28 protein-coding genes and 1 pseudogene are annotated in these 24,240 nt (G+C 57.7%); 19 read left to right on the plus strand and 10 right to left on the minus strand.

All coding sequences use genetic code 11. From position 1 onward, the window contains the following. Nucleotides 1-27: 27 nt before the first annotated feature. The 4 genes and pseudogenes from tpiA to SynPROSU1_RS09420 all read left to right on the plus strand — a co-directional run bounded on the left by tpiA (nucleotide 28) and on the right by SynPROSU1_RS09420 (nucleotide 3,395). Nucleotides 28-759: a triose-phosphate isomerase gene (gene tpiA / locus SynPROSU1_RS09405; RefSeq protein ID WP_186570276.1), complete on the plus strand. Its 732-nt coding sequence runs from the start codon at nucleotides 28-30 to the stop codon at nucleotides 757-759. Next, a complete protein-coding gene (gene folP / locus SynPROSU1_RS09410; RefSeq protein ID WP_255444610.1) occupies nucleotides 737-1,582 on the plus strand; it encodes a dihydropteroate synthase in 846 nt (281 codons plus the stop codon). The genes tpiA and folP overlap by 23 nt, the downstream gene beginning before the upstream one ends. Then, nucleotides 1,579-2,562 (plus strand): annotated as a pseudogene (locus SynPROSU1_RS09415) (GlcNAc-transferase family protein). The gene folP and the pseudogene SynPROSU1_RS09415 overlap by 4 nt, the downstream one beginning before the upstream one ends. An 80-nt stretch (nucleotides 2,563-2,642) precedes the next feature. Beyond that, nucleotides 2,643-3,395, plus strand: a complete 753-nt coding sequence (locus SynPROSU1_RS09420) for a hypothetical protein (RefSeq protein WP_186570278.1) — start codon at nucleotides 2,643-2,645, stop codon at nucleotides 3,393-3,395. A gap of 87 nt (nucleotides 3,396-3,482) precedes the next feature. On the opposite strand, the gene SynPROSU1_RS09425 is transcribed toward SynPROSU1_RS09420, so the two are convergent. Then, nucleotides 3,483-7,493 (minus strand): magnesium chelatase subunit H, encoded by a 4,011-nt coding sequence (locus tag SynPROSU1_RS09425; protein WP_186570279.1) that lies wholly within the window; start codon nucleotides 7,491-7,493, stop codon nucleotides 3,483-3,485. A 114-nt stretch (nucleotides 7,494-7,607) separates the two neighbouring features. Here SynPROSU1_RS09425 and dapB point away from each other — a divergent pair, with 114 nt between their 5' ends. The 5 genes from dapB to SynPROSU1_RS09450 are packed head-to-tail and all read left to right on the plus strand — an operon-like array spanning nucleotide 7,608 to nucleotide 10,828. Further along, nucleotides 7,608-8,441: a 4-hydroxy-tetrahydrodipicolinate reductase gene (gene dapB, locus SynPROSU1_RS09430; protein ID WP_186570280.1), complete on the plus strand. Its 834-nt coding sequence runs from the start codon at nucleotides 7,608-7,610 to the stop codon at nucleotides 8,439-8,441. Between the two features lie 10 nt (nucleotides 8,442-8,451). Further along, complete coding sequence (locus SynPROSU1_RS09435) at nucleotides 8,452-9,105, plus strand: hypothetical protein (protein WP_186570281.1); 654 nt, start codon at nucleotides 8,452-8,454, stop codon at nucleotides 9,103-9,105. 51 nt (nucleotides 9,106-9,156) lie between these two features. Continuing rightward, nucleotides 9,157-9,408, plus strand: a complete 252-nt coding sequence (locus tag SynPROSU1_RS09440) for a high light inducible protein (RefSeq protein ID WP_186493572.1) — start codon at nucleotides 9,157-9,159, stop codon at nucleotides 9,406-9,408. A gap of 41 nt (nucleotides 9,409-9,449) precedes the next feature. Then, on the plus strand, nucleotides 9,450-10,595 hold the full coding sequence (locus tag SynPROSU1_RS09445; RefSeq protein WP_186570282.1) for an FAD-dependent monooxygenase: 1,146 nt from the start codon (nucleotides 9,450-9,452) through the stop codon (nucleotides 10,593-10,595). A gap of 20 nt (nucleotides 10,596-10,615) precedes the next feature. Continuing rightward, nucleotides 10,616-10,828 (plus strand): DUF2949 domain-containing protein, encoded by a 213-nt coding sequence (locus tag SynPROSU1_RS09450; protein WP_186572338.1) that lies wholly within the window; start codon nucleotides 10,616-10,618, stop codon nucleotides 10,826-10,828. On the opposite strand, the gene SynPROSU1_RS09455 is transcribed toward SynPROSU1_RS09450, so the two are convergent. Beyond that, complete coding sequence (locus SynPROSU1_RS09455; protein WP_186572337.1) at nucleotides 10,819-11,373, minus strand: adenine phosphoribosyltransferase; 555 nt, start codon at nucleotides 11,371-11,373, stop codon at nucleotides 10,819-10,821. The two genes, SynPROSU1_RS09450 and SynPROSU1_RS09455, sit on opposite strands and share 10 nt — an antisense overlap. Before the next feature lie 7 nt (nucleotides 11,374-11,380). Here SynPROSU1_RS09455 and SynPROSU1_RS09460 point away from each other — a divergent pair, with 7 nt between their 5' ends. From SynPROSU1_RS09460 to SynPROSU1_RS09470, 3 genes are read left to right on the plus strand one after another with little or no spacing between them, the layout of a single operon-like run. Further along, nucleotides 11,381-11,929 carry a DUF3038 domain-containing protein gene (locus tag SynPROSU1_RS09460; protein ID WP_186570283.1) on the plus strand — a complete coding sequence of 183 codons (549 nt, stop codon included), beginning with the start codon at nucleotides 11,381-11,383 and terminating at the stop codon, nucleotides 11,927-11,929. A 7-nt stretch (nucleotides 11,930-11,936) separates the two neighbouring features. Then, nucleotides 11,937-12,557: a DUF4335 domain-containing protein gene (locus SynPROSU1_RS09465; protein WP_186570284.1), complete on the plus strand. Its 621-nt coding sequence runs from the start codon at nucleotides 11,937-11,939 to the stop codon at nucleotides 12,555-12,557. A 59-nt stretch (nucleotides 12,558-12,616) separates the two neighbouring features. Then, a complete protein-coding gene (locus tag SynPROSU1_RS09470) occupies nucleotides 12,617-12,985 on the plus strand; it encodes a hypothetical protein (protein WP_186570285.1) in 369 nt (122 codons plus the stop codon). Here the strand turns inward: SynPROSU1_RS09470 and SynPROSU1_RS09475 are convergent. Continuing rightward, nucleotides 12,970-13,434, minus strand: coding sequence for an EF-hand domain-containing protein (locus SynPROSU1_RS09475; RefSeq protein ID WP_186570286.1), 465 nt, complete (start codon nucleotides 13,432-13,434; stop codon nucleotides 12,970-12,972). The genes SynPROSU1_RS09470 and SynPROSU1_RS09475 overlap by 16 nt on opposite strands. Nucleotides 13,435-13,570: 136 nt before the next feature. Here SynPROSU1_RS09475 and SynPROSU1_RS09480 point away from each other — a divergent pair, with 136 nt between their 5' ends. The 3 genes from SynPROSU1_RS09480 to ppk2 are packed head-to-tail and all read left to right on the plus strand — an operon-like array spanning nucleotide 13,571 to nucleotide 16,606. Next, a complete protein-coding gene (locus SynPROSU1_RS09480) occupies nucleotides 13,571-14,296 on the plus strand; it encodes a response regulator (RefSeq protein WP_186570287.1) in 726 nt (241 codons plus the stop codon). 1 nt (nucleotide 14,297) lies between these two features. Further along, nucleotides 14,298-15,695, plus strand: coding sequence for an ATP-binding protein (locus tag SynPROSU1_RS09485; protein WP_186570288.1), 1,398 nt, complete (start codon nucleotides 14,298-14,300; stop codon nucleotides 15,693-15,695). After that, complete coding sequence (gene ppk2 / locus SynPROSU1_RS09490; RefSeq protein ID WP_186570289.1) at nucleotides 15,692-16,606, plus strand: polyphosphate kinase 2; 915 nt, start codon at nucleotides 15,692-15,694, stop codon at nucleotides 16,604-16,606. Before SynPROSU1_RS09485 ends, ppk2 begins: the two co-directional genes overlap by 4 nt. 496 nt (nucleotides 16,607-17,102) lie before the next feature. On the opposite strand, the gene SynPROSU1_RS09495 is transcribed toward ppk2, so the two are convergent. Then, nucleotides 17,103-17,405: a hypothetical protein gene (locus SynPROSU1_RS09495; RefSeq protein WP_186570290.1), complete on the minus strand. Its 303-nt coding sequence runs from the start codon at nucleotides 17,403-17,405 to the stop codon at nucleotides 17,103-17,105. Between the two features lie 206 nt (nucleotides 17,406-17,611). Between SynPROSU1_RS09495 and SynPROSU1_RS09500 the strand changes: the two genes are divergently transcribed. Beyond that, nucleotides 17,612-17,824 (plus strand): hypothetical protein, encoded by a 213-nt coding sequence (locus SynPROSU1_RS09500; RefSeq protein ID WP_186572339.1) that lies wholly within the window; start codon nucleotides 17,612-17,614, stop codon nucleotides 17,822-17,824. 172 nt (nucleotides 17,825-17,996) lie between these two features. Here SynPROSU1_RS09500 and SynPROSU1_RS09505 read toward each other — a convergent pair whose 3' ends face one another. The 5 genes from SynPROSU1_RS09505 to SynPROSU1_RS09525 all read right to left on the minus strand — a co-directional run bounded on the left by SynPROSU1_RS09505 (nucleotide 17,997) and on the right by SynPROSU1_RS09525 (nucleotide 21,862). Next, nucleotides 17,997-18,734, minus strand: a complete 738-nt coding sequence (locus SynPROSU1_RS09505) for a hypothetical protein (protein ID WP_255444614.1) — start codon at nucleotides 18,732-18,734, stop codon at nucleotides 17,997-17,999. A 50-nt stretch (nucleotides 18,735-18,784) separates the two neighbouring features. Continuing rightward, entirely contained in the window at nucleotides 18,785-19,006 is a 222-nt protein-coding gene (locus SynPROSU1_RS09510) for a hypothetical protein (protein ID WP_186570291.1), read from the minus strand. An 89-nt stretch (nucleotides 19,007-19,095) separates the two neighbouring features. Continuing rightward, nucleotides 19,096-19,584, minus strand: coding sequence for a thermonuclease family protein (locus SynPROSU1_RS09515; RefSeq protein WP_255444615.1), 489 nt, complete (start codon nucleotides 19,582-19,584; stop codon nucleotides 19,096-19,098). Nucleotides 19,585-19,589: 5 nt separating this feature from the next. After that, nucleotides 19,590-20,843 (minus strand): organoarsenical effux MFS transporter ArsJ, encoded by a 1,254-nt coding sequence (gene arsJ, locus SynPROSU1_RS09520; RefSeq protein WP_186570293.1) that lies wholly within the window; start codon nucleotides 20,841-20,843, stop codon nucleotides 19,590-19,592. After that, on the minus strand, nucleotides 20,840-21,862 hold the full coding sequence (locus tag SynPROSU1_RS09525; protein WP_186570294.1) for an ArsJ-associated glyceraldehyde-3-phosphate dehydrogenase: 1,023 nt from the start codon (nucleotides 21,860-21,862) through the stop codon (nucleotides 20,840-20,842). The genes arsJ and SynPROSU1_RS09525 overlap by 4 nt, the downstream gene beginning before the upstream one ends. Before the next feature lie 63 nt (nucleotides 21,863-21,925). Between SynPROSU1_RS09525 and SynPROSU1_RS09530 the strand changes: the two genes are divergently transcribed. Genes SynPROSU1_RS09530 through SynPROSU1_RS09540 form a run of 3 tightly spaced genes read left to right on the plus strand, consistent with a single transcriptional unit; the run spans nucleotide 21,926 to nucleotide 23,953 of the window. Next, nucleotides 21,926-22,240, plus strand: a complete 315-nt coding sequence (locus tag SynPROSU1_RS09530) for a helix-turn-helix transcriptional regulator (RefSeq protein ID WP_186570295.1) — start codon at nucleotides 21,926-21,928, stop codon at nucleotides 22,238-22,240. A gap of 2 nt (nucleotides 22,241-22,242) precedes the next feature. Next, nucleotides 22,243-22,860, plus strand: coding sequence for a DUF938 domain-containing protein (locus tag SynPROSU1_RS09535; RefSeq protein ID WP_186570296.1), 618 nt, complete (start codon nucleotides 22,243-22,245; stop codon nucleotides 22,858-22,860). After that, nucleotides 22,841-23,953 (plus strand): mechanosensitive ion channel family protein, encoded by a 1,113-nt coding sequence (locus SynPROSU1_RS09540; protein WP_370586217.1) that lies wholly within the window; start codon nucleotides 22,841-22,843, stop codon nucleotides 23,951-23,953. The genes SynPROSU1_RS09535 and SynPROSU1_RS09540 overlap by 20 nt, the downstream gene beginning before the upstream one ends. Here the strand turns inward: SynPROSU1_RS09540 and SynPROSU1_RS09545 are convergent. Further along, complete coding sequence (locus tag SynPROSU1_RS09545) at nucleotides 23,914-24,228, minus strand: Tat pathway signal protein (protein WP_186570297.1); 315 nt, start codon at nucleotides 24,226-24,228, stop codon at nucleotides 23,914-23,916. The two genes, SynPROSU1_RS09540 and SynPROSU1_RS09545, sit on opposite strands and share 40 nt — an antisense overlap. Between the last annotated feature and the right edge of the window lie 12 nt (nucleotides 24,229-24,240).

A 24,240-nucleotide genomic window follows, 5' to 3' on the forward strand; every position in this document is an offset into this window, starting at 1 on the left:
GCTCCCAAATTCCATGGGAAGTAAGGCGTGCGGAGACCGGTGATCGCTGGCAACTGGAAGATGCACATGACCTGTGCCCAGTCGCGGGAGTTCATGGAAGCCTTCCTGCCATTGGTTGCTGACACCCCTGACGACCGCGACTTGGTGCTGGCACCCCCCTTCACGGCGCTTTCGACCATGGCAGGGCTCAGCCAGAACTCGCGGCTTCGACTCTCCAGCCAAAACGTGCACTGGGAAGGGCAGGGTGCCTTTACCGGTGAGATCTCGCCAGCGATGCTCAAGGAGCATGGAGTCACCCACACGATCGTGGGCCACAGCGAACCAAGAAAATATTTCAGTGAAAGCGACGAGCAAATCAACCACCGGGCCAGGTCATCCCAGTCGAACGGGCTGATTCCGATCGTTTGCGTGGGTGAAACCGATGAGCAACGCGAACGCGGCGAAGCTGAACGGGTGATTCGACGCCAAATCGAACAGGGTCTGGAGGGACTCGACGCTGAAAAGTTAGTCGTGGCCTACGAACCGATCTGGGCGATCGGAACAGGCAAAACCTGTGAAGCCGAAGAAGCAAACCGCATTTGTGGGCTTATCCGGAGCTGGGTGGGCTCTCCAGATCTCGTGATTCAGTACGGGGGGTCGGTCAAACCCAGCAATATTGATGAGTTGATGGGAATGAGTGATATCGACGGGGTGCTTGTGGGGGGAGCGTCCTTGCAGCCTGAGAGCTTTGCGCGCATTGCGAACTACAAAACCACTTGATTCAGCGGTCTGGCCCAAGGGCTGGCGCCAACGCACAACGGTGATGGGGGTCATCAACATCACCCCCGATTCCTTCAGTGATGGAGGAAGATTTCTTGGAAGCGAACTGGCTCTCGCTGAAGCTCAGCGGCAACTACACAATGGCGCCGACGTGTTGGATTTGGGCGCCCAAAGCACTCGGCCAGGAGCCACTGAGGTTGGCGCAGAGGAGGAGTTACGAAGGCTTCTGCCGGCACTGACAGCCATCCGGAAACGGTGCCCGGACACCCTGATTTCTGTCGACACCTTTCTCGCGCCGGTTGCCGCCAGGGCACTGGAAGCAGGTGCCAGCTGGATCAACGATGTGAGCGGGGGCAGACGTGACCCCGATCTGCTGCGGGTGGTTGCCGATGCGGGTTGTCCAGTGGTGCTGATGCACAGCCGCGGTGACAGTCAAACCATGGATCAACTCACGAGCTACTCCGATGTCGTGGCGGACGTGAAACAAGGATTGCTGGAGCGCAGTGATGCCGCCATCAAGGCCGGCATCCGGGAAGAGCAAATCGTCTGGGATCCAGGTCTCGGTTTCGCCAAGACCCACGAGCAAAATCTGCAGTTACTGCGGAATTTGGAACAACTGACCCAGGGGCCACGCCCCGTGCTGATCGGCCCGTCACGCAAACGCTTCATCGGTGCCGTTCTCGACGAGCCGAGACCGAAGGCGCGGCTCTGGGGAACCGCTGCGGTGGCCTGCCGCTGCGCTCAGGCCGGTGCTGCCGTTCTGCGGGTGCATGACGTAGGACCAATCACCCAAACGCTTCGCATGGCTGCCGCACTCTGGTGACAGCAACAGTCTTCGTTCAAATTGCGGCTTACCGGGACCCAGATCTACCGGCCACGCTTCAAAACTTGATTGAACGGGCAGCCCATCCAGAACGCCTGCACTTTGGAATCTGCCTTCAATTGGCCGAAGACGATCCGGATCACTGGAGATCCAGTGCGTTTCCGGATCATCCAAACCTGAACATCGTCGCGTTCAATGCCTCTGAAAGCCGAGGCACCTGCTGGGCCCGGAGACAGGCCCAGAACTTGTACGGCGAAGAAGATTTCCTGCTTCAGATCGACAGCCACATGCGGGCCGTGGAGCACTGGGATGACCGCCTGCTGAAGACCTGGTCGGACTGCAGCGATCAGCGAGCCATCCTGAGTGTCTATCCCAACGGATTCCAACAGCCGTGCTGCCTGCAGACATCAACCTTGCCCGTAATGGGAGCTGCTGGTTTCGACGACAACGGCATTCTCAGATTCCGAGGCATCAGTCGTTTTCGACTGCCGGACGAACAACCTGAACGGCCAATGCCTGGAGCTTTCATCGCCGGAGGGTTCCTGTTCGGCCCGGGCTAAATCGTGAGCGAAGTGCCCTATGACCCCGAGCTCTACTTCGATGGAGAGGAGGTGGCCATGTCGGCACGGCTGTGGACCTCTGGCTTCAACATCTACGCACCGAATCGTCTTCTGCTTTTTCATCTCTACAAGTCAGAAGGCACAGCAGCAGAGCATTCGGCCACGCACTGGGGCGATCACAGCAGCTGGTTTGAACGGAACCGACGCTCTCTCGTGCGAGTGCACACCCTGCTGAACAGCCTGGATCGTGCTCCGCAGAAGCTCAGGGCGACAACCGAAGACCTGACTGACCTCAACAGCTATGGACTGGGAGAACAACGCACACTGCATGAGTACCAGCAATGGGCTGGCGTGGATTTCAGCAAAGCAGAAATCAGTGAATGGTCAAAGAGAGCACAGTTTGACAAAACGCATCCCTGAACACCACGAAAAACAGACGGCCAGAATCTTTTGTTTAAGACCATGTTAAGGTCGTCAAGAGTAAGGAAACACTTGCAAAGGTGAAGCCAAGGAAACAATCAAAAACAAGCAATATTGAACAAGACCTGCAAACATGCTTCATCATCGCTGGCTACACTGGAGCAGGAAAATCAACGATTGTCAGAACATCCCATCAACTTGAAATTCGACTCTTTGGAGAAGAATTTCACCAGCAATTCAGAGACACGAGCAGATCACACTCTCACGAAGAAAACGACAACTACAATGAGGCAATAAAAATCAGCGCCAACTTCCAAGGCAAACACATTCGCAAACTCACGAAAGAACAGCACCCTCCCAAAAGCATACTCGTCCAACTGGACTTGAAGCATGTAGTGCACAGGCTCGGGCACTCAGCAGCAACAAGAAAAGCGCAGAAGAAAATCGAAGTACTCACAAAAATCCCCACCCCACGCAGCAAAAAATCAGATCCAAGAATTTGCGACCTAATGATGTCGAACTACCTAAAAAATCCATTCTTCCTGCGGTTTAAATGCATCGTCGTAAACACTGTCTACACAGATTTTGAAAGCAACTACAGACAATACTCATCCCGCAAAACACAAAAAGGGTCAACAGCTCATTTCGAAGATGCAGACAAGCAAGAGACAGAACAAAAAACACATGCCGCGATGTATGGGGCTTGGTACAACAATCTGCACCTTCTCAAGCCAAAACAGCAGTTCATCACAACGGTCAACAGCGATGGAGACCTGATGTCCAACAACCAATGCATTTGCGCGAATTGGAAACACAAAGCAGGGCTGGCGTAGTCGCATCTCCATCACCAGTTCGGTAACTCCAAAAAAAAGCCAGAGTTCGATGGAACCCTGGCCTTTATCTGGGTTAATGCTGAGGCCTTAGTCGGTGACAACACCCTCAATCCGATCTTCAACCTCCTGATACAACTCCTGAAGCTGCTCAATGTTTTCGTCTGAGGTCTCCCAGTAGCCGCGACCATGGACTTCGAGAAGGGTGCCCACAATCTGACGGAAACTGTTGGGATTCAGTTCCAACAGACGCTTGCGCATCTCGGGATCGTTAATGAAGGTCTCATTGGCTTCTTCGTAGACAAAGTTGTCGACGGAACCACTGGTGGCACTCCAACCAAGGGTGAAGTTGAGGCGCTTTGCCACCTCTCGAACACCCTCATAGCCGGAGTCGAGCATGCCTTCGTACCACTTGGGATTCAGCAACTTGGTGCGTGAATCGAGACGAATCGTTTCACTCAACGACCGCACCTGCGCGTTAGCCGTGGTGGTATCGGCGATGTAGCTGGTGGGAGCTTTGCCGTCGTCCCGGAGGCCAGCGATCAACTTTGTGGGGTCGGAGTCGAAATAGTGGCTCACATCGGTGAGGGAGATCTCAGCCGAATCCAGATTCTGGAAGGTGACATCCGCCGTCTTCATGACGTTCTCGAACACCTCACGCTTCTGGTTCATCTCACCAGGGTTGTCGGCATTGAAGGCAAAGGTCTTACGGGAGAGGTACATCTCCTGCAGCTCGCCTTCTTCTTCCCAGGTGCTGTTCTCCACAGCGAGGTTCACGTTGGAGCTGTAGCTGCCGCTGGCATTGGAGAACACCCGGCAGGCCGCATCGCGGAGGCTCGTGCCTTCTTTCTCTGCCTGCTCTAGAGCATGCTTGCGCACGAAGTTCTGCTCCAGGGGCTCATCCGCTTCAGCGGCCATCTTCACGGCCTGATCAATCAGGGCCATCTGGTTGATGAACAGATCGCGGAACACACCGGAGCAGTTCACCACCACATCAACGCGAGGACGTCCAAGTTCTTCGAGAGGAATCAGCTCGAGTTTGTTCACCCGACCCACGGAATCCGGCATCGGCTTGACACCAACGAACCAGAGGATCTGCGCTAGGGATTCTCCGTATGTCTTGATGTTGTCAGTTCCCCAGAGCACACAGGCGATGGTCTCGGGCCAAGTGCCCTGCTCCTCGCGCTGACGCTCGATCAGCTTGTCAACAACAGCCTTGGCTGCAGCGACCGCAGCGCGGGTGGGAATCGCCTGTGGGTCCAGAGCATGGATGTTCTTGCCACTGGGCAGCACGCCAGGATTACGAATCGGGTCGCCACCAGGACCCGGAAGAATGTATTCGCCATCGAGAGCCTTCAACAGACTCTCCATCTCCATGTCGGCACACACCTGCTCGAGACAGAAGCGCAGGTAGGCAAAGAGCTTGTCGAGCTCGGTGGCGTCGATCTGAACGAAGCCAGCGGTGCAGCAGGCCCGCAGCCAGGGGGAGGGCAGCTTGAAGCCGAACTTGGCCAGCAGGTCGTAGAACCAGCCGAAGCTGTTGCGCAAGCTGACCCTGCCATCACGACCGGTGAGCGTACGGACCATGGCTCCGATCGCAGCTCGCGATGTCTCTGTGATTGTGCGATTGAGCTCAACATCGGCGAGCACACCCTCGTCGTTGCCTTTGTAAACATCCTCAATGGAACGACCTATCGCTTCAGCCAAGAGGCCGGGAAGCGAACGGAGGCCATCCTCCTCACGCTCCAGAGCAGCAATGTTCACCAGGGTGGCAATGGCTTCCTCAGCGGTGGGTGGCTTGCCGATGGTGTGGAGACCACAGGGCAAAAGACGGCTCTCAATTTCCATCAATTGGCGGTAGACCGCACCCACGAGGGCATCGCGCCCGTCTAACTCAAGGGTCGAGGCGTCGTCTTCAGGCAAGTCGACATCCTTGTCGAGGTTGCACTGACGCGCCGTCTCAATGATGGTGTTGACGATTTGAACGCCGCGACCACCTTCACGAAGCTGTTGGTAGGAACCAACAAGCTCACCCAGCTCTTTTAGTCCCCTGTAGAGACCTGCATTTTCAGCAGGTGGGGTGAGGTAGCTGATGGTCGAGGCATAGCCACGACGCTTGGCAATGGTGGCTTCCGAAGGGTTGTTGGCGGCGTAGTAGTAGAGGTTGGGGAGAGCCCCGATCAGTGAATCGGGGTAACAGGTTTCGCTCATGCCCATCTGCTTGCCGGGCATGAACTCCAGGGAGCCATGGGTGCCGAAGTGGAGCACCGCATCGGCCTTCCAGATCTTCTGCAGGTAGGTGTAGTAGGCGGCAAAGCCATGGTGGGGGCTTGCACTGCGGGAGTAGAGAAGGCGCATGGGGTCACCTTCGTAGCCAAAGGTGGGCTGCACGCCAACAAAGACATTGCCGAAGTGGCGACCGAACACGAGCAGGTTCTGGCCATCGCTGTTGAGATTGCCGGGAGGCTTGCCCCAGTTCTCTTCGAGCCTCTCGGAGTAAGGGGTCAGGCGTTCGTATTCCTCAACGCTCATCCGATGGGCAATGGAAAGCTCCGGCGAGCCCTGCATGGCATCGGCATCGTTGATCACCGCCTCCAGCAGATCACGAGGCGTCGAAGGCAAGCCCTGCACGTCGTAGCCCTTCGCCTTCATCTCCTGCATCACCCGATGGATGGAACCGAAGACGTCGAGATAGGCCGCCGTTCCGACATTGCCCTTGTCGGGAGGGAAGCTGAACACCGTGATCGCAAGCTTCTTGTCGATGCGGGGCTTGATCCGTAGCGACGACCAACGAATCGCGCGCTCAGCGATGGCATCAACACGATCTTGGAGGGTATGGGCCTTGCCGGTGGCATCGTCGCGGCCGGAGAGAACGATCGGCTCGATCGCGCCATCCAATTCAGGGATGGCGATTTGCAGGGCCACCTGCACAGGGTGAAGGCCGAGGTCGCTCTGTTCCCACTCCTGGGTGGTTTGAAACACAAGAGGAAGCGCGACCATATATGGACGATTGAGCTTCTTCAGCGACTCAATGGCTTTCGGGTGGTCCTGGCGAGCAGGCCCTCCGACCAGTGCAAAGCCGGTGAGGGAGACGATCCCATCTACCAAGGGCTGCTCGGGATTCAGGGGGTCGAAGAAGAAGGCGTTGACCGGCTTGGAGAAATCGAGACCACCGCAGAAGATCGGGAGGACTCGCGCACCGCGAAACTCCAGTTCCTGAATGATGGCGACGTAGTGGGCATCGTCACCGGTGACGATGTGGCTGCGCTGCAACACCAGACCAATTATGGGCCCCTTAAGGGCTTCCTCAGAAAGATCCGTACGACTTGACGTCCAGTTCAGATACTCCTTGAGGTCCTCAAACATCGAGGGGGCAAGGGGGTGCCAAATGCCGAGGTCCGGGAACACCTCAGGCTCCGCTACCTCCATCGCTGGACGTTCATCTCCTTCCGCTGCAGGAAAGACGTACTTGTCCGCCAGCATCAGCAGGAAATTGCGCAGGTTGTCCGGTGTTCCCCCCAGCCAGTACTGAAAGCTCAGCATGAAGCTGCGGGCATCCTGCGCTTTTTCAACCGGCAGGTACTTGAGAACGGTGGGCAGCGTGTTCAGCAGCTTGAGCATGGCGTCTTGGAAACCGGCGCCTCCGGCTTCCTTCCGCTTCTTCATGAAGCCAGCAATGGCGCTCTTGCTCTGACCGAGCTGCGCCATGGAGAAGCTGCCCAGCTTGTTGAGGCGCATCACCTCGGGCATGGACGGGAAGACCACCACTGCTTTCAGGCGATCTCGGTGAGGAGCAACTGCATCCACAACCTTTTGTGCCAGGTCCTCGATGAAAATCAGCGAGGCGATAAACACATCCGCCTCGGCCACGTCTGCACAGAACCCGGCGTAGTTGTCCTCGTCTCGCAGTTCCTCGATCAAGTAGCCGCTCAGCTCGATTCCGAGATCGCCACCAGAGGCGTTAAGCGCAGTAGCTGCCTGGGTTAGGGCGTTTTGATACTGGGGCTCAAGCACCACATAAACCGCCTTCATCACGGATTTGTGGTTCTGACCCTCCACAGGAGCAACGCGGCGATCGGCGGAGCGGACCTGTGTGAACATCAGCGCTTTGAGCAATGTGAAGAACCTTACGGTGACCGCCCCTTGGGCGCGAGGATTTTGGATCGGCCGTTACACGAGCCGCCCCATAGGCTTTGAAGCGTCTGCTGCGCTTTCATGACCGCTCCTATTCCCGTCGTTGTCGCCGGCGCCCTGGGGCGCATGGGAGCCGAAGTCATCAAGGCTGTGGTGGGAGCCCAGGACTGCAGCCTGGCTGGAGCGATCGACAACACTCCTGGCAAAGAAGGCGTGGATGTTGGGCTGGAATTGGGGTTGGGCGAGCTGGAGGTGGCCGTCACAGCCGATTTCGAAGGGTGTCTCTGTGCTGTGAGCCAGTCGGTGCGTGACAGCGGCAGCGGTGCCGTGCTGGTGGACTTCACCCATCCCTCGGTTGTGTATGAGCACACCAGGGCAGCGATTGCTTATGGCGTTCATCCCGTGATCGGAACAACAGGGTTATCTCCTGAGCAACTCAACGACCTCACCGAGTTTTCTGCGAAAGCTTCCGTGGGTGGGGCCGTGATTCCCAATTTTTCTGTGGGAATGGTGCTGTTGCAGCAAGCTGCTGCAGCCGCGGCACGGTTTTACGACCATGCCGAACTGACGGAGTTGCATCACAACCGCAAAGCGGATGCACCCAGCGGCACTTGCATCAAGACCGCAGAGCTGATGGAAGAACTGGGCAAGACGTTCAACCCTGAAGAAGTGGACGAGCACGAATCCCTGGCGGGTTGTCGCGGCGGACAACGGGACAGTGGCCTGCGACTTCACTCCGTTCGCCTGCCGGGGCTGGTGGCCCACCAAGAGGTCATGTTCGGCGCCCCTGGTGAGACCTACACCCTGCGTCACGACACGATCGATCGTTCCGCCTACATGCCAGGAGTACTGCTCACGGTGCGCAAGGTGGGCAGCCTAGGCAGCCTTGTTTATGGCCTCGAGCGTCTGATCTGAGGGCGAAACCATGCTTATCCCCCTGCGCCCCGGTGAACTGCAACGGCTAATCCCGGCCGTTGCCACTGGCAACCAGTTCCGCGTCTCCGTTGGCAAACCCCAGGAAGTGCTGCAGCGCCTGATGATTGCCGCCATCGGGGGGGTGATCACCCTCCTGATCAGTCAGAGCCAGATGTCCAGCCGCTGGGGACCCTTTTGGCTTGTGGCTGGAGTGGTGTTTCTGCTCTATGTGCTCTGGGGACCAATCGTTCAGGCAGGTCAACGCAACGCCACCCTGCGGCGCTATCCAGCGGCAGCCATTTTTGAAGGTGAGGTGGCCGACGTGATCACCCGAGAGCGTGTCGAGAATCGCCATGAACAAGCCGATAGCCGCGGCCGGCTTGAGCTTGTGGAGAACCGACGCACCTGGATGCTTCTCGAGCTCGAGGACGAGGAGGGCTATCTCGGTCGGGTGGCCTTCCCAATGGACAAAAAGCACCAGCCGATTCGTCGCGGCAGCCTGATTCGCTGCCTGGTGCTGAGCGAACGAAAGGATTTCTCGAAAATCGACGCCTTCAGCGATGCCTGGCTACCCGGTCTTCGCCTGTGGGTTGGCGAGTACCCGTTCCTGCTCCGTCCCGCCTTTGAAGAGCTGTGCCAGCTCCGCTTGAACAACCGCCGCTGAACATTTCTTAAACCTGGTTTACACTTCTTAGCAATTCAACCGGTGGTCCTCATGTCCCAGTCCTCCCCTTCCACTCCTGTCGTGCGCGGTGCACAGGTCACCATGGAAGACGGCGGCCGCCTCAACGCCTTTGCCACAGAACCACGCATGGAAGTGGTTGAAGCGACGCAGGGTTGGGGTTTCCACGACCGCGCCGAAAAATTGAACGGCCGCATGGCCATGCTTGGGTTCATTGCTCTGCTCGCCACCGAGTTGGCCCTGGGCGGCGAATCCTTCGTTCACGGACTGCTCGGCCTGGGCTGATCCCCTCGCACTGGATTGGGATGGCTGGCCAGACTCACTGAATGGCTCCATCCCCTCCAGAGGTTCATGTCTTGGGCGCTGGTCCCACCGGCGCCCTCACAGCTCTTGCCCTCGGCCTCCGAGGTCAGCGTGTGGTCCTGTTTGACCCGCTGACGGCATCGGAACTGCAAGCCAGAAGCCGGGCCTACGCCATCACCCATTCCAGTCGTCGATTGTTGACAACTCTGGGGCTTTGGCACGACCTACACGATGCCTTGGTGCCCTTTCGAGACCTGGATTTGCGCGACGCTGCAACGAAGTCTCAGGTGCTGTTCAGCCAGACCGATCTCGCTACCGCCAACAAGAACCACGACGGGATTGGTTGGATCTTGGATCACCGTCCACTGATGGAGCTATTGCTTGCCCGTCTGAAGGGCAACAAAAACGTTGAAATACACCTGGCCGAACCATGCCCTGCACCAAGCTCAGACGCCCTGATCGTCGCGGCTGATGGGCCTGGCTCACCCACGCGAGAAGCCTGGGGAATCCGTCACTGGGGGGTTCGCTATCGCCAAGGCTGTCTTACCGCCAAGGTTGCCCTGAGGGGACTCGCCCACGACAGAGCCTGCGAGTTGTTTCGTCCGGAAGGCCCCTTCGCCGTGTTGCCTCTCGGCCAGGGAACCTTCCAGGTGGTGTGGAGTGCACCCTGGCAGCGATGCCAGCAGCGCAGCACGTTGCAACGAAGTGAGTTTCTGGATCAGCTGGCCGCTGTTCTGCCTCCGGGAATTGAACCGGATCGTTTGCTCGATCAACCCCGCGCTTTCCCACAACAGTGGCTGCTCGCTCAGAGTTTTCATCGTGGACGGGGCGTGCTGATCGGCGAAGCCGCTCACCGCTGTCACCCTGTCGGCGGCCAGGGACTCAATCTGTGCTGGCGTGATGTGGATGGTCTTCTGCGCGCCGTGCAACGGGGCGGCAGCGCCGCAACGATTGCGAGGAACTACGGAATGAGCCGCTGGCTGGATGTGATTCAAGTGGGTTTGGCGACGGATCTTCTGGTCCGCGTGTTTTCCAACCGCCAACCGCTGCTTCTGCCGCTGCGACACTTGGCTCTGCAGCTGCTGAAACAGTTCTCGGTTTTGCGCAGACTCAGCCTTCGAGCCATGAGTGACGGACCCATGCAGCTGTGGCAGGCATTGCCAAAATGACGACAGCACCGGTCGTGACCATGGTGATGTCCAGTCAGCGGCAACCCCCACCAGCCGACCCCCTGCTGCAATTTCTTCAGCGCAGGCTGGGACTCAGCCCCAGTGCCCTGGATCTGGGGCTACGCCAGGCAGAACTGGAACAAGCTCCCCTCCCAATCGTGCTCTGGAGCTTCGGGTTGTTGAGCCTGAACCAGCTTGAAGAGGTCTTTGACTGGCAGAACAGTCAGCTGTAACGCAACAACGCTTCCACGGGTTGACCTTCAGGCAACGCTTTGCGTCCCCCTAGCCCCTCCAGCTCGATCACGAACGCAAAACCCGCCAAGCAACCACCGGCCTGCTCCACCAGCAGACCTGTGGCTCCCGCGGTTCCACCCGTGGCGAGCAGATCGTCCACCACCAGCACCCGCGGTGAATTTTCAAAGGCATCAGCTTGAATTTCCAGCCGATCGGTGCCGTACTCCAGGGCATAGTCCAGGCCGACCACCTCACCAGGAAGCTTTCCAGGTTTCCGTACAGGGACAAAACCAAGACCTCGGTCGGTGGCCAGGGGAGCCCCAAAAATGAAGCCCCGGGATTCAATCCCCACGATCAGATCCGGCTTCACTTGGTCGCATACGCGTCCAAGCTGCCGGATCACCTCTGCCATGGCTGCTGGTGATCGCAGGAGCGGATTGATGTCTCGAAACAGAATTCCAGGCTTGGGAAAGTCAGGAACTGAGCGAATGTGCGACTGAAGATCCAAATCCAGGTGACGCAATGGCAGGGCCCCTGGCATCATCGCAGCCATGACTGAAGCTCCATCGTCCAGCGTCCTGCAGGAGGGCGCACGTCTCAGCCGGCGAGGTGTCGAGCGTCTTGATCTACTCCTGCTGAGCATCGAGGCTCTTGACCTCAATGGTGGCGAAGCAATGGTCTGGACCAGCCAGCAGATGGGTCTCCAGGCACAATTCCCAAATCGGGTTGAGCTCTGGAAGCGGCGCTGTCACAACCCCCTCAGGCGCACCACCCGTCGAGACCAACTCGACCCTGTGGATGCCGAATCGCTGATCTGTCTGGTTTGTGCCATGGCGGAGCGGCTGTATCCAATGCTCCACCAACTCCTCTCGAGCCGCGAGCCGGACGAGCTCACCCAACAGCGCTGGCAGTTGTTCCATGAGCGTCTCCGCGACCTCATTGAAGAGCGAATGAATCTGCGGCGGGAAGCGGTTGCTCGTCTTCTGAAAATGGAGCCAGCAGGACCTCTGCACCGGCAGCTGATCAGCACCCTGGCGTTCTGCGCAGGCCCGGGAGGAATCAATCGGCTCCGCGCCACCCTCCTCGACCCCACCCCTTAAGCCGACCATGCTTCAAACGACATACCGATACGAACAAACGGCGGCACGGCTGATGGTGGAGGGCTATCCCGATCTCTCCGCCGGCCATTCCAGTGATGCGATCGGAATCCTCTCGTCCTGGCGGCTGCAGTTGGTGGGTGCACCGGAACTGGAAGGCACCCGTGATCACCTGGAGGCCCTGATGAAAGCGGTGATGCCCTACGCCAGACATCGCTTGTCGGGTGTGGAGCGCCGCTTTGGCCAGGACAGCGGGTTTGTAAGCATTGGACCGGATCAGACCACCCATCTGCTGGAATTGCGCAGCAGCCGAGACGGCGTTGAGCCACTGCAGCTCAAGCTCGATGACGCTGAACTGGCCGACCTGGTGCGCTGCCTCGATCAGTTGCGACTCGATAGCAGGGTCAAGCTGACGTGGGCCTTCCCGGACGACCGTCCGCTACAGCGACAGGAGGTCGTCGATCGCATCCCTTTGCAGAAACGCCTGGGACCGCCAGTTCTTGCTGGGGTCGCCCTGGCGTGCACCATCGCCACGGCATGGCTGGTTCCTTTGCCTCAGGAGATCAAGGAGACCGCGCCAGCCCCAGCAGCCATTGACAAGCCGGAGCAGGAAACGACGTCAGACCGTTGACGTGCAAGAAACACGCTTCAGAATCGCCGGAGTGATGTCAACCTGATCCGCACCATGCCATGAAGAAGGCGCGCCGGAGCAGCAAGTTGGATCAGCGACGGGTCTTTCGCCCGCGACGTCGCTTCCCCTATGGCCCCGTGTTGCGTCAGTTGACGGTTGTTGTGCTGATGCTGGCTGCTGCTGCAGGACTCGCCGTCCTGTTGCATCAGTTGCCCCAGCAGGTCGACATTATGCTGCTGGTCAGCGAAGCCATCGATGATCTGATTGGCGGTGTCCAGCAATTGCTGGAGGCTTTGCTTGGGATTGCCGCCATCCTGCTGATTGCGGCCATTGCGCTTGTGGCTGGGGTCCTCCTGCTCGGCGCTCTCTGGAGGTTGATTCGCACCATCCGACTGGTGGTGTCTCCCCCCCATCAGGGCCGGCGCTGACGCGGGGCCAAGGACCGCTGATGATTCCAAAGCTCCTGCAGCGTCACGGACCCATCCCGATCACGATCCAAGGCGTTGAAGTTGCGACTGATCCAGGGAATGCGTTTTGCCTCCCGTCGATCCAGGCGTCTGTTGTTGTCGCGGTCAGCCTGGCTGAAATGGTGTTTGAGACGCGGCCCACTGGGAGATGAACCCTGGGGACGTAGATCTTCTAAAAGAAGATAGGGACGGTGGTTCTGCCGTTTGAGCCGTCGGCTCAAGGCACGACGACCCTGCACTTCAGACGCATCCAGTCGACCGTCACGGTTGACGTCCAAGCGAATGAACAGCGTTTCCATCCTGGCGTTGTACACGCGCATGGTCTTGTTCCCCGGAGCGGCATGCGTCGCCAAGGAACTCACCATCAAGACCAGTGGCCCGAGCACACGGATGGCGATCAGCGCAGTCATGTCCCCAGCCTATGGAGCCTGCGCACCGATGACGATGACTCATGGATGACCGAAGCCTGCTCAGCTGTGACTGGGTCCTACGGGGAAGGGACAGAGGCCATGTCACTGCATACCATCAGCCCAGCCGCTGATGGACATGGCCAAGGACACCATGATCTGGGTGGTGGATGACGACCCAGAGCTGAGAAAGATGGTCGGCACCTACCTGATCGACCAGGGTTACGACGTACGCAGCCTCTGCGATGTGAAGCAATTGGAGGCACGTCTGGAGTGCCAACGTCCAGACCTGGTGGTCCTTGACCTCATGCTGCCGGGCGATGATGGTCTGACGGCGCTGCGGCGATTGCGGGATGCCGGGGATGATCTCCCCATAGTGATGCTCACCGCACGCGCAGACGGCGTGGATCGGATCATTGGCCTTGAGCAGGGAGCCGATGATTACATCGCCAAACCGTTCTTACCCCGCGAACTCACGGCCCGGATCGAAGCCGTGTTGCGACGGCGCAATGCCATGCCTGCAGGAACGCCGGTAGAGGGTGGGGAGTGCGTCTGTTTTGGAGACAACCAGCTGGATCTCTCCGCCCGCACATTGCTTCAGAACAACCAGCCGGTTGTCATCACCAGCGGTGAATTCAGCCTTCTGGCCGCCTTTGTTCGCCACCCGCATCGGCCCCTATCCCGGGAGCGCCTGATCGAACTCGCCCGAGGTCCCGGCAGCGACACCGACAGCCGAAGCATGGACGTTCAGGTGTCGCGAGTGCGCAAGCTGGTGGAGCCGGATCCAACCCGCCCCCGCTACGTGCAGACGGTTTGGGGCTACGGCTATGTGTTTGTCCCGGATGGCACGCCGAGATCCCGCTGAAATGCCTGTTCAACCGGGACTGAAACGTGGACTGACTCGCTTCGGCATCTGGGGAACGACCCTTCTGACCAGCTGGCTGCTGGCCCTCCTGGTGCTGCAGGTGCTCTTCGGCCGGCAACTGGAACGAAATCAAACGCTGCAGCTGGGACGAGATCTGGCGTTGAACGTTCGCCTCACCGAATTGACCCTGGAGCGCTACCCCCCCGCACTGATCAGCGAACTGACCGGTCTAGAACTTCTGGTGAGCCAACAGCCACCGGGGCCAAACAAAGAGGCACAGGCAATGGCCCAGCGGCGCCAGGAACTGCAACAGGTGCTCTGCGCTCGCCTGACGCAATGCCCTGAGCTCCGGCCAGCTGTCAACAGAGCTGGCACACCAGAGGTTTGGATTGAGCTTTTTTCTCCGCTGGAACCGGTTTGGTTGCGGACCCCCCTACCGATGGCACGAGCCTGGCCACCGCAACCGATGCTCCTGCTGCTGGCTCTTGTGAGCGCTGTGGTGATGACTGGGGTGCTTTACCTGCTCCTTGATGTCGCCCGTCCACTGCGAAAACTGGAGGATGCTGTCTCCCGCGTGGGGGAACACAACGAACGGGATCCTGTGCCGGAGCAGGGAGCCCCTGAAGTTCGGCGGATCTCACGACGCTTCAATGCCATGGTGCGCCGACTCGCGGAAGATCAGAGGGAGCGGGCCACGATGCTGGCTGGCATCGCCCACGATCTGAGGGCGCCACTGACGCGTCTGCAGTTCCGTCTGTCGATGCCAGAGCTCAATGCAGACGAGCGAACGCGTTGCCAAAGCGATCTCGATGCACTCGAGCGGATCACAGGTCAGTTTCTGCTTTACGCCGGAGGCGGTGATCGGGAAGAGTGCGTTGCGTGTCCACTGGATCAGTGGCTGGCTGAAACCGTGGCGGGGCAACCCAGGGACCAGCTTCAACTGCAACTGATTTCGATCAGCGCACTGATTCGACCGGTCGCCCTGGGGCGCGCCGTCAGCAACCTGGTCGACAATGCCTTCAGCTATGGCGAAGCACCGGTTGTCGTTCGGCTACGAAGGACGGGACCCGATGTAGCGATTGAAGTCTGGGACCAAGGCCGGGGGATGCCCGCCAGCGAGTGGGAACGTGCCCTGCAACCCTTTCAACGCCTTGATTCAGCACGGGGACGTCAAGGCCATTGCGGCCTGGGGCTGGCCATCGTGAACCATGTGGTCCGCACCCACGAGGGAAAGATCGATTTCCAGCAGGGAAGCGGTGATCCAGGACGATTCGCGGTGATCATCAACCTCCCCATCCATGAGACGAAAAGTGCCGTAATTCAGGACAAATCCGGTCCGGATCAAGCCGGCACATCAGATTTCTGGCAGAAAGGAACTACCGATTCACCGCCGGCATGAGCCAGTCAAGCGACCACGACATGGCAGGCGTGTTTGGGGCCATCGACCATTACAGCGATGGCGATGTTGACCGTCCGCAGGAAATCATGGTGGAGCTTCAGGAGGGCTTTTCCAACAAGCACAAACGGCTGAACAAAAAGATCTACGAAAAGCAGCTGGCCAAACTCCAGACGGAGCTGGTCAAGATGCAGTACTGGGTGAAAGCCACGGGCTTTCGCATGATCATCCTGTTTGAAGGACGAGATGCCGCGGGCAAGGGAGGCTCGATTAAGCGGCTAACGGAGCCTTTGAACCCAAGGGGCTGCCGGGTGGTTGCCCTCGGTACGCCGTCAGAGCACCAGAAATCGCAATGGTATTTCCAGCGCTATGTGGAGCACTTCCCCGGTGCTGGAGAAATCGTTGTCTTTGATCGAAGCTGGTACAACCGGGCCGGAGTGGAAAAAGTGATGGGCTTCGCCACGGCCGAACAGGTGGAGCAGTTTTATGTTTCCTGTCCGCGGTTTGAACAAATGCTGGTGCAAGACGGAATTCTCCTACTGAAATACTGGTTCTCCATCAACGATGACGAGCAGGAGAAGCGTTTCCAAGAACGAATTGATAACGAAGAACGGCGCTGGAAAATGAGTCCGATGGACATCGAGTCGCGCAATCGCTGGGTGGAGTACTCCAAGGCGAAAGACATCATGTTTTCCAAGACGCACACTCCAGAAGCACCTTGGTTCACCGTGGAGGCCAATGACAAACGTCGCGCTCGCCTGAATTGCCTGAGCCATATCCTCAGCAAGGTGCCCTATGAAGACATGACACCAGAACCGATCAAGATGCCAAAACGCCCAAAGCAAGGAAGTTACAAGCGCCCACCCTTCAACGAACAATTCTTTGTTCCCAACCACTATCCCTACAAAGATTGAAGGTCTACACTTTTCAAAAGCAGATAAAAAGTTTAGCCAGAATCAATATTCTTACATCAAAACCCGCACGAATTCATCCTTTCTATCCATATCGTCCATTTCATTTCCAATGTCTTTGCACATCTGAGGGCTTCACCAAAGCCTGAAGTTCGCCTCCCCAACAGGCCAGCGATGAAGCTTCTGGGTCAAAGCCAATCCAGCCATGCAAGGAACAATCAGGCCGCAGACGCCCCCCATCAATAACAGACGAGATGCACGCCTGGATGCCAAGGGACCAAAACCTTGGATTGCGCTGGTCACACAGACCTATCAGGTTCACTCTTAAGTCCACCACTTTTCAGCCCAGCCTGCCTGGGAAACTGATGAGAGCTCAATCGCATTTGACCGAGACGAAGCAATTACAATCAATCAAATAAATAAACAAACAAACAAACAAGCCAGAACTAAATATTAAAATGCACCAATCCATCTCCTCATAGCCCGAAGACTTGACTTGTTAATACATAATGAAGCAGAATAAATAAATCAGCAGCGACAAGCCGAACACCAGCATTCCAACCGATGTTTTAATTCGCATCCATTTCTTATCCCATTTGTATGGGGCCATCACCAAAATCGAAAATAACGTTAAGCCGGCATACACAACCAAGGTGTGTTTCGGATGCTCCTTCGCAAGAATCATGCCGATGCCATGCCAAAAGAAGGTCAACATCGATGCATAGGATGAAATTGCTCCGAGGTTGTACAGCAACTCTTTGCGCTTTCTGAGTTGCTCTCCAATCCATTGTTGAAGCCGCATCGTGGAGCTCTTAGAGATCGACCTGAAATTTAGCGGTCAAAAGTTTGACCTCAATCCTCGAAAGATAAGGTCACAGCATTGATCGCTGATCGCAAAGGAGGAGGCTTCAACCGAAGTGTTCACTGGGCTTGAGCCAAGACGTCGGCACGCTTAATGTGTCGGACCATCCAATTCCACAGGTTTTGCTCGGTTCCTGGCAAGTCCTAATGCGATGCATCGCCAGCGCGCTGTTCCTTGTTGCCCATGGACTTCTGGTGCTCGAGCACATTGCGATTGGTACGGCACTCCATGGGATTGCGGAGTTGTTCCTTGCCCCTTGGGCGCTGCGCCACAAGGCCTGGGACATCATCGTGATTGGGCTGATCTTCTGCGTGTTCGACCTGTGGGGAACGCTGCGCCTGACCGGTGCTCTTGTCTAAGAGCTCCCCCGTCATTCAGCCATGCAACCGCTGGGACCAAAAGCCAAAGAGCTGCCAGGACGACCAGAGAAACATTCCAAGAAAGACCCAGTTCAACCAAGCTGGGCGGCGGTCGTTTTCAAACATCTCTAGGAAGCGAGAAGGCGACACTTGACCTTATCGGTGAAGTCGGTCAGTGGCCATGAAGAAGAAGTTGAAGCAGTAACAGCCCCCCCATTCCGCCACATCCGGCCAGCAGCCAGGGAAGGCGAGCCTGCCGGGCGTCAGGTAGTTCATCGCGAAACACCGCCATCAAGAGCCCTCCCCCAAGGAACGCCGTTGCCATGGCCAGTGTGAGCGCATCCACTGGATGAAATACCAAGGCGTGCAGTAGCCCCAAAACGAGAGCGGCACTTCCAATCCAGCGGTTGCGACGGCGAAAGCGCTGCGGATGGTGCGCCGCGGCATAGCGGTCCATCAACAGAACGTGGGCACTGATTGCGACAGTGAACAAGACCCCGTAACCGATCCCTGTTGTGATCAGGGATGGAAGGGAATAGGCATAGAGGTAATTGATGGCCGCAAAACTGGAAAGCTGCAACCACACGGCAAGAGGTGGTGCGTCGTCCCTCTGCTTCATCAGCACATTCAGGCTGAACACCACCAGGACACCCAAGAGGGCAATAAGGAACAGCAAAGCCTCCACCAGAGATGTCGGCACGTAATCGATGAGACCCGGGGCTTTCGAGAGTTCAGATCCCCCAGATGCAAGTTCCGGCAGCAGGTGGACGAACACATAGGCAAGGCCGGCACCACCACCAACAGACGACCACCGTCGCTGCTGCTGCTCTGAACGTGATGCGACCCAACTGGCCAACCAATGACAACTGCCGATCGCCAGCACACAGAGAACAGCGACACCCCAGACCACTGGATAACGCTCAATTGATCAAAGTCTGATCAGCGACGTGCGACACGTCATCACTTTGCCGAGGAGCTCCAATCGGCCGAGCGAAACGACACATTGGAACCACCACTGCGTTTTAAGTCGTGCATGCCCTCCAACTGGTTGTAGACCGACAGCAGCTGACGCCGCATGTGATCGGTGTGGGGTAAATCAGCGATCAAACGCAGCACATCCTCCAGGGATCGCTTGGCATCGATCACCAAACGACAATCAGGGCTGCCAGGCTCATCGCGCATCAGAACGGAAGCGAATAAATCCATTCAGCAGAAAATCCCGGCATTTGGGTGTCTGAATCCCTACCAATGCAGCGATATTCACCAGAAATTCAGGGTTCACCACCACGTTCCCGTTCCATCACATCCCAAGGACGCTGGAGAGGAGGTTGCGCTGACCAAACCCCGCGCTCTGCGGATGCTGCCTGCCGCTCAAGAGAGGGGTAGTCGAGATCATCACAACGTCCGAGGAAGCCATCCCAGGCAAACACCTCGCCCTTGCTGATCAATGCAGCACCAAGATCCTGCCCATCGATCAAAAGGCGTCCCACCAGTCGCCCGTAAACATCGCGTGAGCGGAGCTCAAACAAAGCTGGGTCTCCGACCTTCACCAAGGCATTGATGGCCGCCGATGCGCGCGTTGACCATGGCGTCTGACTGCGTCGCGGAGCCTGGAGACACGCCAGCCGAATCGCTCTCCCCTGACCATCCAGCTCCACCAGCAGCTGCTGCGCGTTGCTGATGCTCAACACACGAACCGACTGCAGCTCTGCGCGACTCGACAGCGGCAGAGCCAGAGCCATCAACAGGGCTGCAGCCATCCTCTTCATCCCGGGGCATGTCGCACAGCCGGCAGTCTGAAGCTGCTGACGCATGACAACAACACCAGCAGGGATGAAGCCCATAGACAGGCCTGCATGCCAGCAGCTTCCGTCCTCCCAAGCATGAACACCGCACCGGAGAGCATGGTTCCCACCAGGCGTCCGGCGGCGTTGGCCATGTAATAGAAGCCCACGTTGAGGCTCACATTCTCCGCATCGGTATAGGCCAGCACCATGTAGGAGTGGATTGAGGAATTCATCGCGAACACCACTCCGAAGGCAGCGAGCCCTGCCGGGATGGCAACCGCCACATCAACCTCGCGCCAAAGTGCAACAGCGATCAGAGCCGGGATCGCCGTCAACAACGCACTCCAGAACTGCACAGCGGACACGCCAGGCGGAGCGGTCTGACCCCAGAGTCGTCGCAGACTGGGAGCTGATCCCTGGACGATGCCGTAGCCGATCACCCAGAGGCCGAGAAAGCCACCGATCTCCCAGAAGTTCCACCCCAATGCGGCCTCGAGGAAGACCGGCAAAGCCACGACGAACCAGACGTCACGGGCACCGAACAGAAAGAAGCGCGCCAGAGACAGCACATTGATCCCCTGGGATTTGGAAAACATGGATGCAAACGCCGGTTTGGACTTCATCTTTCCGATCTCCCCCGGCAGCACCAGCGTCAGCAAGAAGGCCAAGGCAAGGCCCGCCGCCATCCACCCCACGGCGGCGTTGAAGCCGAAGGCGGTGAGCAGCACCCCACCAAGAAAGAAGCCGACACCCTTGAGAGCGTTCTTGGACCCCGTGAGGATCGCCACCCATTTGAACAGCTGTTGTTGCCCCTGCGTTTGGTCCTCCGGCGTTTCGGGCACCACGGTCTTGATGGCACTTTTGGCACTCATCTTGTTGAGGTCCTTGGCGATGCCACTGATGGCCTGGGCCGCCATCACGTAAACCACGCTGAGAAGTTTGGGCCAACCGGCTGCGACGGGGATCAGCATCAGCAGCGCCAGGATCTGCAACAGCGTGCCCATCCAGAGCGTGAGCCGAAGCCCGTAGCGCGCACCGATCCAACCGCCGTACAGGTTGGTGACCACCCCGAAGAACTCGTAAAAGAGGAATAGAGAGGCGATCTCGAGGGTGGTGTAACCGAGCTGGTGGAAATGGAACACCACCAGCATTCGCAGGGCGCCATCGGTGAGCGTGAAAGCCCAGTAGTTGGCCGTGACGATGCCGTACTGCTGCAGGGGGGAGAGCTTCATGCCTCGAGCTCGACCACGTAGCAGGTGAGATCTGCCATGCGGCAGCTGTAGCCCCATTCGTTGTCGTACCAGGCAAAAACCTTCAACTGGGTGCCATCCACAACCATCGTCGACAGGGCATCGACGATCGAACTGCGATTGTCGTTGGTGTAATCGCAGGACACCAACGGGCGTTCCTCATAACCCAGGATTCCCTGCAGTGGTCCTTCCGCTGCAGCTTTGAAGGCAGCGTTCACCTGCTCCACCGTGATGTTCTGCTTGAGCTCGAATACAGCGTCAGTGAGTGAACCATTCAGCAGAGGAACGCGCACGGCATGGCCATTGAGCTTGCCCGTCAGCTCAGGAAAGATCATCGCGATCGCCTTGGCCGAACCGGTGGTCGTGGGGATCAGCGAGGTCAGTCCTGAGCGTGCCCGGCGCAAATCGCTTTTGAATGAATCAATCGGCACCTGGGTGTTGGTGATGTCGTGAATGGTGGTGATCAGTCCATGCTCAATGCCGAAGTTTTCCTGCACCACCTTCACGACTGGAGCCAGGCAGTTGGTGGTGCAGGAGGCAGCCGTCACCAGCTTGTGCCGCGCCGGTTCATAGAGGTGATGGTTGATGCCGTAGACGATGTTGAGCGCTTCCTCACCCGCAACAACACCCTTCACCGGGCAGGCCACGACCACACGCTTCAAGCCCACCTGCTCGAAATAAGGGTTGAGGGTCTCCGGCGTTTTGATTTTGCCGCTGGCCTCCAGCACCATCTCCACACCCCGATCCATCCAGGGCACGGCGGTGGGATCCTTTTCGCTGGACCAGGTGAGCTCGGATCCCTCCACGCTGAACCCATCGGCGCTGCTGTTGATCCCCCGATCCCAGCGACCATGGACGGAATCGAATTCCAACAGGTGAGCCGCCGTTGCAGCGTCACCGGCGGGATCATTGATATGAACCAGTTCAATGCCGGGGCGGCCCCACAGGGCACGAAACACCAGGCGACCAATCCGCCCAAACCCGTTGATACCGATGCGCATGCCGACCTCAATAACCAATCAAATTATGTTGATCCAAACAGATCAGGGCACGCTGCTCTTGTGATGCAGAACACCCTCAATGTCGAGCAGTCCAGGCAGATGCTCAAAGCGCTTGCCGATCCCATCCGCCTCGAGGTGATTCATGCTCTGGCGCTTGGAGAACGATGCGTCTGCGATTTGACGGGGGATCTCAACCTCTCCCAATCCAAACTTTCCTTTCACCTCAGGGTGCTTCGCGAAGCGGGGCTGCTGTCAGACCGGCAGAGCGGCCGTTGGATTTACTACCGGCTGCAACCGGATGCCCTCGCAGCACTGGAAGCCTGGCTGGCCGAGCTGCGCCGCCACTGCAGCCAAGACGCTGTCCCCTGTCAGGAATAACGATGGACCAACGGCTGTTTTTTCCTGCAACGGAACGCAATCGCGAACCCATCGGGGATCTGCTGAGCCAGTTGCTGCCCACCTCGGGAGCCGTGCTGGAACTGGCCAGCGGCAGTGGTGAGCACGCCGTCTGCTTTCAAAAGCTGTTCCCGAATCTGCTCTGGCAAGCCAGTGATCCAGATCCGGAGCATCGCGCCAGCATCGACGCCTGGATCCATCACCAGGGCCTGAGCCATGTCATGCCAGCAGCCCTCAACCTGGATGTTGAGATGCGCCCCTGGCCCCTACCCCAGACCATCCGAGGGTCACTGAAGGCAGTGGTTTGCATCAATCTGCTTCATATCAGTCCAGCCAGCTGCACTGATGCCGTGCTCGCAGAATCTGCCGTGCTGCTACCCAGCGGCGCCCCACTGATCATCTATGGCCCCTTCATGCGCAATGGCGCTCACACGAGTGAGAGCAATGCAGCGTTCGACCAGGCACTGCAGCAACGCAACCCTCAATGGGGGCTGAGAGACGTCAACACGATCACATCACGCGCCACCAACATTGGATTCAAGACCGAAGACGTGATCCCCATGCCGGCTAACAACCTGACCGTTGTCCTTCGGCGCCCATAAACCTGAGAAGGTTCTTGCCAGCAACGACAAAACACTCCACAATTCAGTCTTAGCAGCGGCAGCAGAAATGAAACTGGGCGAGTTCACGGTGGAGTTTGTCATTGGCATAGCAATCACCTTTCTCCTTTCATTTGTGCTGAGAAAAATATTGCCGCGCTTGACCAAGAGCAGCAAAACCAGCTTCGATGATTTTGTTCTGAAGGCCCTGGCGGATTCAATCGTTCCGTTCGGATTTGTCGTCGTCCTAATCCTTACGGAAAACGAACTTGGCCTGCCCAGCAATATTGAACGGGCCTACGACACAGTCTTAAGACTGATTGGCACAATCGTGCTGATCAGGCTTGTCAACCGTATCGGCTCACGCTTCCTGATAGGTCTCGCCAGACATTCGGGCGCTGAAGATCTTGAGGAGTTGTTTCAAAACCTTCTGCCGCTGCTTAAAGCAGTGGTCTGGGGCATCGGCAGCCTGGTGCTGTTGCAGAGCCTAGGCGTCAAGATGACTGTGATCTGGGGCTTGCTCAGCGCCGGCGGCATCGGCATTGGCTTGGCCTTAAAAGAGCCGGCCCAGGAATTGTTTGCCTACTTGATGATTCTTCTGGATAAGCCATTCAGCGTTGGGCAATTCATCTCGGTGGGCTCAACATCAGCAACGGTGGAAAGAATCGGTGTTCGCTCCACCCATCTGCGCAGCCTGCGTGGCGAACAAGTGGTGATGAGCAATTCAACCCTCACAGGTTCAACCATCCTCAATTTTGCCGAAATGGCGCAACGCCGCATGATCTATTCGATTGGCGTCACCTATGACACAACTGTTGATCAGATGAAGGCCATCCCGGCCATGATTCAAACAATCATCGATTCTCAGAAACACAGTACCTTTAATCGCTGCCACTTCACCGAGTTTGCTGATTACAGTCTTAATTTTGAGTTGGTCTATTACATCGACACCCGAGATTTCACAGTTGCATTAAATGATCAGCAAGCGATCAACCTTGGAATCATGGATGCCTTCGCCAAAGCAGGCATCGACTTTGCCTTCCCAAGCCAGACGCTCTATCTGGAGGGGGATTCACTCACCGGCAAAGCGTCCTGAAGGCTCGGGGCTGCCGAATGCCATAGGACTCCACCGATCAACAGGGCTACAGCAGCCACGGCAGCGGTGAGGGGAATCAACCGACGCTGATCTGGACTGGTCCCAAGAGCAATCTGGTTGGAGATGTTGTCGCGCCGTGATGCCACAAATGTCCCTTGGCGACATCTGGTGCACACCGTGTTGGTGAGGCCCGCATTTTTCAGCTTGAAGCCATAACGACCTGGAATCTCAACGGGTGTTCCGCATATGGAACAGGGGAGAGAAAAAACAGCCATCGGGAATATGCC

The organism is Synechococcus sp. PROS-U-1, assembly GCF_014279755.1.
GTDB lineage: Bacteria > Cyanobacteriota > Cyanobacteriia > PCC-6307 > Cyanobiaceae > Parasynechococcus.

Excerpts from the sequence above, each read along its gene's own strand:
- SynPROSU1_RS09425 (WP_186570279.1), bottom strand. The coding sequence starts at position 7,493 with ATGTTCACACAGGTCCGCTCCGCCGATCGCCGCGTTGCTCCTGTGGAG.
- dapB (WP_186570280.1), top strand. The coding sequence starts at position 7,608 with ATGACCGCTCCTATTCCCGTCGTTGTCGCCGGCGCCCTGGGGCGCATG.
- SynPROSU1_RS09435 (WP_186570281.1), top strand. The coding sequence starts at position 8,452 with ATGCTTATCCCCCTGCGCCCCGGTGAACTGCAACGGCTAATCCCGGCC.
- SynPROSU1_RS09440 (WP_186493572.1), top strand. The coding sequence starts at position 9,157 with ATGTCCCAGTCCTCCCCTTCCACTCCTGTCGTGCGCGGTGCACAGGTC.
- SynPROSU1_RS09445 (WP_186570282.1), top strand. The coding sequence starts at position 9,450 with ATGGCTCCATCCCCTCCAGAGGTTCATGTCTTGGGCGCTGGTCCCACC.
- SynPROSU1_RS09450 (WP_186572338.1), top strand. The coding sequence starts at position 10,616 with ATGGTGATGTCCAGTCAGCGGCAACCCCCACCAGCCGACCCCCTGCTG.
- SynPROSU1_RS09455 (WP_186572337.1), bottom strand. The coding sequence starts at position 11,373 with ATGATGCCAGGGGCCCTGCCATTGCGTCACCTGGATTTGGATCTTCAG.
- SynPROSU1_RS09460 (WP_186570283.1), top strand. The coding sequence starts at position 11,381 with ATGACTGAAGCTCCATCGTCCAGCGTCCTGCAGGAGGGCGCACGTCTC.
- SynPROSU1_RS09465 (WP_186570284.1), top strand. The coding sequence starts at position 11,937 with ATGCTTCAAACGACATACCGATACGAACAAACGGCGGCACGGCTGATG.
- SynPROSU1_RS09470 (WP_186570285.1), top strand. The coding sequence starts at position 12,617 with ATGAAGAAGGCGCGCCGGAGCAGCAAGTTGGATCAGCGACGGGTCTTT.
- SynPROSU1_RS09475 (WP_186570286.1), bottom strand. The coding sequence starts at position 13,434 with ATGACTGCGCTGATCGCCATCCGTGTGCTCGGGCCACTGGTCTTGATG.
- SynPROSU1_RS09480 (WP_186570287.1), top strand. The coding sequence starts at position 13,571 with ATGGCCAAGGACACCATGATCTGGGTGGTGGATGACGACCCAGAGCTG.
- SynPROSU1_RS09485 (WP_186570288.1), top strand. The coding sequence starts at position 14,298 with ATGCCTGTTCAACCGGGACTGAAACGTGGACTGACTCGCTTCGGCATC.
- ppk2 (WP_186570289.1), top strand. The coding sequence starts at position 15,692 with ATGAGCCAGTCAAGCGACCACGACATGGCAGGCGTGTTTGGGGCCATC.
- SynPROSU1_RS09495 (WP_186570290.1), bottom strand. The coding sequence starts at position 17,405 with ATGCGGCTTCAACAATGGATTGGAGAGCAACTCAGAAAGCGCAAAGAG.
- SynPROSU1_RS09500 (WP_186572339.1), top strand. The coding sequence starts at position 17,612 with ATGCGATGCATCGCCAGCGCGCTGTTCCTTGTTGCCCATGGACTTCTG.
- SynPROSU1_RS09510 (WP_186570291.1), bottom strand. The coding sequence starts at position 19,006 with ATGCGCGATGAGCCTGGCAGCCCTGATTGTCGTTTGGTGATCGATGCC.
- SynPROSU1_RS09515 (WP_255444615.1), bottom strand. The coding sequence starts at position 19,584 with ATGGCTGCAGCCCTGTTGATGGCTCTGGCTCTGCCGCTGTCGAGTCGC.
- arsJ (WP_186570293.1), bottom strand. The coding sequence starts at position 20,843 with ATGAAGCTCTCCCCCCTGCAGCAGTACGGCATCGTCACGGCCAACTAC.
- SynPROSU1_RS09525 (WP_186570294.1), bottom strand. The coding sequence starts at position 21,862 with ATGCGCATCGGTATCAACGGGTTTGGGCGGATTGGTCGCCTGGTGTTT.
- SynPROSU1_RS09530 (WP_186570295.1), top strand. The coding sequence starts at position 21,926 with ATGCAGAACACCCTCAATGTCGAGCAGTCCAGGCAGATGCTCAAAGCG.
- SynPROSU1_RS09535 (WP_186570296.1), top strand. The coding sequence starts at position 22,243 with ATGGACCAACGGCTGTTTTTTCCTGCAACGGAACGCAATCGCGAACCC.
- SynPROSU1_RS09545 (WP_186570297.1), bottom strand. The coding sequence starts at position 24,228 with ATGGCTGTTTTTTCTCTCCCCTGTTCCATATGCGGAACACCCGTTGAG.